The sequence below is a fragment of the Streptomyces sp. NRRL WC-3549 genome, from assembly GCF_000721935.1.
Lineage (GTDB): Bacteria > Actinomycetota > Actinomycetes > Streptomycetales > Streptomycetaceae > Streptomyces.
This window is the reverse complement of sequence record NZ_KL585412.1, coordinates 40787-45212: the sequence shown is the minus strand read 5'-3', so window position 1 is coordinate 45212 and position 4426 is coordinate 40787. Positions and strand designations below refer to the sequence as shown.

Below are 4426 nucleotides of genomic sequence, written 5' to 3'. Positions count from 1 at the left end.
GTGTATAAGAGACAGGCCCGGGACGTACTGCCGGACCGTCGCCGGGCTGAAGCTGTGGAACACGGCCGCCACCCGGTCCGCCCCCGCCCGCCCCAGCGGCGCCGCCCGAGATGTGTATAAGAGACAGCTCCTGTGTGGCGTACCCGAGGCCGGCGGCCTCCTCGAAGGCCTCCGGCGCGTAGTAGAGGACGGCGTGCAGCGGCTCCAGCAGATGCCACATCCGGCGCACCTGACCCAGTTCGACGGACATCCCGGCCCCCCATATCTTGACAGTGACTAGATATCCAGGGTGCGCCGCGACCGGGAACTTGTCAATGACTAGATCCGGCGTACGGTTGCCCCCATGACCAGTGAGCGCACCTACCACCACGGCGACCTGCGGCGGACCCTGCTCGCCGCCGCCCTCGACGTCATCACGGCGGACGGCCCCGACGCCGTGTCCCTGCGCGACTTGGCCCGCCGTGTGGGCGTCTCGCACGCCGCCCCCGCCCATCACTTCAAGGACCGCACGGGCCTGCTCACCGCCGTCGCCGCCGAGGGGTACGCACGGTTCGCGGACACCCTGGCCGACGCCCCCGGCCTCCGGGAACGAGGCGTCGCCTACGTCCGGTTCGCCGCCCGGCACCCGGCGTACTTCCAGGTGATGTTCCGCCCCGAGCTCTACCGCGCCGACGACCCGGACCTGCTCACCGCCAAGTCCCGGGCCACCGAGGCGCTACGCGCCGGGATCGACGGCCTGCCCGACGCGGCCCGGGGCGAGGACGCCCGCCTCGCGGGCGTCGCCGCCTGGTCCCTGGCCCACGGCTTCGCCACACTGCTGCTGACCGGCAACCTCACGGACGCCCTGGAGGGCCGCGCCCCCGAGGACGCCTTCCGCGCACTCACCGGCCTGGTCTTCGCCCCCGGGGCCGACGGAGCCACCTGAACGGCGCCCGGGAGCACCCCGGCGCGGGCCGGGACTCAGCCGGAACCGGGGGAGAACTCGTACTGCACCTCGTAGGGATGGCCGGCCTGGAGCTACGACCCCAGAATCGTCGTCAGGAACTCCCCGGTCCACGACAGGAGTTCGCGACCCACCACCTGTCTCGATGTGTATAAGAGACAGGGGTACGAGGATCTGCTGGGCGGACGCCTTGATCACCGTCTTGGGGTGCAGCCGCTTCAGCCGGAGCTCCTGCGACTCCCGCAGCTCCACCGGGGCGAACCGGATGTTCGGCCCCTGGAGCACGATCTCGCCCACCCCGCAGGCGCGCGCCAGCATCCGCAGGCCCGCCACCAGCAGCAGGTTCTCCACCGGCTCCGGCAGCTTGCCGTAGCGGTCGGTCAGCTCCTCGCGCACCGCGCGGATGTCGTCCTCGCTGTTCGCCGAGGCGATCGCCCGGTACGCCTGGAGGCGAAGCCGCTCCCCCGGGGCGTAGTCGTGCGGGACGTGAGCGTCGACCGGGAGCTCGATCTTGACCTCCAGCGGCGGCTCCTCCTCGGCGGCGCCGTCCACCGCCGCCCGGTAGTCGGCGACCGCCTCGCCGACCATCCGGATGTACAGGTCGAAGCCGACCCCGGCGATGTGCCCGGACTGTTCTCCGCCGAGCAGGTTGCCCGCGCCACGGATCTCCAGGTCCTTCATCGCCACGTACATGCCCGCGCCCATCTCCGTGTGCTGGGCGATCGTCGCGAGGCGCTCGTGCGCGGTCTCCGTGAGCGGCTTCTCCGGCGGGTACAGGAAGTAGGCGTACCCCCGGTCCCGGCCACGGCCCACCCGGCCGCGTAGCTGGTGCAGCTGCGAGAGGCCGAAGTTGTCGCCGCGCTCCACGATCAGCGTGTTGGCGTTGGAGATGTCGATGCCCGACTCGACGATCGTCGTGGAGACCAGCACGTCGAACTTCTTCTCCCAGAAGTCCACGACGACCTGCTCCAGCGCGCCCTCGGTCATCTGCCCGTGCGCCGTGGCGATCCGGGCCTCGGGCACGATCTCCCGCAGCCGCGCCGCCGCCCGGTCGATCGACTCGACCCGGTTGTGGATGTAGAACACCTGGCCCTCACGCAGGAGTTCACGGCGCACGGCCGCGCCGATCTGCTTCTCCTCGTACGGGCCGACGAACGTCAGGACCGGGTGCCGCTCCTCCGGGGGCGTCGTGATCGTCGACATCTCGCGGATGCCGGTGACGGCCATCTCCAGTGTGCGCGGGATCGGCGTCGCCGACATGGTCAGGACGTCCACGTTGGCCCGGAGCTTCTTCAGCTGCTCCTTGTGCTCGACGCCGAAGCGCTGCTCCTCGTCGACGATGACCAGGCCCAGGTCCTTGAACTTCGTCTCCGACGAGAACAGCCGGTGCGTACCGATGACCAGGTCCACCGACCCGTCCCGCAGCCCCTCCAGGGTCGCCTTCGACTCGGTGTCCGACTGGAAGCGGCTCAGCGCCCGCACATTGACCGGGAACTGCGCGTACCGCTCGGTGAAGGTGCCGTAGTGCTGCTGCACCAGCAGCGTCGTCGGCACCAGGACGGCCACCTGCTTGCCGTCCTGGACCGCCTTGAACGCGGCGCGCACCGCGATCTCCGTCTTGCCGTACCCCACGTCGCCGCAGATCAGCCGGTCCATCGGGACCGACTTCTCCATGTCCTCCTTGACCTCGGCGATCGTGGACAGCTGGTCGGGCGTCTCCGCGTAGGGGAAGGCGTCCTCCAGCTCGCGCTGCCAGGGGGTGTCCGGGGCGAAGGGGTGCCCCGGGGCCGCCATCCGCGCCGAGTACAGCTTGATCAGGTCGGCGGCGATCTCCTTGACCGCCTTCTTGGCGCGCTGCTTCGTCTTCGTCCAGTCCGCGCCGCCCAGCCGGTGCAGCGTGGGGGCCTCCCCACCGACGTACTTGGTGACCTGCTCCAGCTGGTCGGTGGGGATGTACAGCCGGTCGCCGGGCTGGCCGCGCTTGGCGGGGGCGTACTCGACGAGCAGGTACTCGCGGGTCGCGCCCTGCACGGTGCGCTGGACCATCTCGATGTACCGGCCCACCCCGTGCTGTTCGTGCACGATGTAGTCGCCGGCCTGGAGCGTCAGCGGGTCGATCGACTTGCGGCGGCGGGCCGGCATCCGCCCCAGGTCCTTGCTGGCGGTGCGCTGGCCGGTCAGGTCCGTCTCGGTCAGCACGGCCAGCTTCAGGCCCGGGTCCACGAAGCCGTGGTCCACCGCCCCGCACGCCACGTGCACGAGCGACGGCTCGATCGTGGTCAGCTCCTGGTCGACCCGGGCGGCGATGCCCTCCCCGCCCAGTACCCCGGCGATCCGGGACGCCGTCCCGTGGCCCTCCGTGACGTACACCGTGCGCCACCCGTCGGCCAGCCAGCCCTTGGTGTCGGCCAGTGCCCGGGCCGTGTCGCCCCGGTACGCCTCCGGGGCGTGCATCCCCAGCTTCAGGGTGTCCTCGTCCACCTCCTCGTCGGCGGTGAACGGCGACGTGGACCACCACATCATGCCCAGCTCACGGGCCCGGTCCCGGACGTCCGCGATGCCCCGGAGCGAGGCCGCGTCCACGTCGATCGGGGCCTCGCCGCCGCCCGCCGTGGCCGCCCAGGACGCCTGCAGGAACTCCTGGCTGGTGGCGACCAGGTCGGCCGCCCGGGTCCGTACCCGCTCCGGGTCGCAGACCAGCGCCATCGAGCCCTTCGGCAGGACGTCCAGCAGCAGTTCCATCTCGTCGACGAGGACCGGGGCCAGGGACTCCATGCCCTCGACGGCGATCCCCTCGGCGATCTTCCCCAGCAGCTCCCCCAGCTCGGGGTGGGCCTCCGCGAGGGCCGCGGCCCGGTTCCGCACCTCCTCGGTGAGCAGCAGCTCACGGCAGGGCGGAGCCCACAGCCCGTGGGCGGCGACCTCCAGCGACCGCTGGTCGGCGATCTTGAAGTAGCGGATCTCCTCGACGTCGTCGCCCCAGAACTCCACCCGGAGGGGGTGCTCCTCGGTCGGCGGGAAGACGTCCAGGATGCCGCCGCGCACGGCGAACTCACCGCGCTTCTCGACCAGCTCGACCCGGGCGTACGCGGCCGCCGCGAGCGCGTCCACGACCTCGCCGAGATCCGCGGTCTGCCCGCTGCTCAGTGCCACCGGTTCCAGATCCCCGAGCCCCTTGACCTGCGGCTGGAGCACCGACCGGATGGGGGCGACGACCACGGAGACCGGTCCGGTCTCGGGGTCGTCCTCCCGGGGGTGCGCCAGCCGCCGCAGTACCGCGAGACGGCGCCCCACGGTGTCCGAGCGGGGCGACAGCCGCTCGTGCGGCAGGGTCTCCCAGGACGGGAACTCCGCGATCGTGTCCGGGGGCAGGAGCGTCCGCAGCGCCGCCGCCAGGTCCTCCGCCTCGCGTCCCGTGGCGGTGACCGCGAGGACCGTCCGCCCGGCCTCGCGGGCCAGTGCGGCCACGGCGAAGGGGCGGGC

The 4426-nt window shown here is 71.8% G+C and carries 1 protein-coding gene and 2 pseudogenes; 1 reads left to right on the top strand and 2 read right to left on the bottom strand.

Annotated elements, in window-relative coordinates; translation table 11 throughout:
- A pseudogene (locus IH13_RS42525) lies at positions 1-250 on the bottom strand (helix-turn-helix domain-containing protein); the annotation flags it as partial.
- Between the two features lie 93 nt (positions 251-343).
- On the opposite strand from IH13_RS42525, the gene IH13_RS0120595 reads away from it, so the two are divergent.
- Complete coding sequence (locus IH13_RS0120595) at positions 344-925, top strand: TetR/AcrR family transcriptional regulator (protein ID WP_031086562.1); 582 nt, start codon at positions 344-346, stop codon at positions 923-925.
- A 92-nt stretch (positions 926-1017) separates the two neighbouring features.
- Here IH13_RS0120595 and mfd read toward each other — a convergent pair.
- A pseudogene (mfd, locus tag IH13_RS37975) lies at positions 1018-4426 on the bottom strand (transcription-repair coupling factor); the annotation flags it as partial.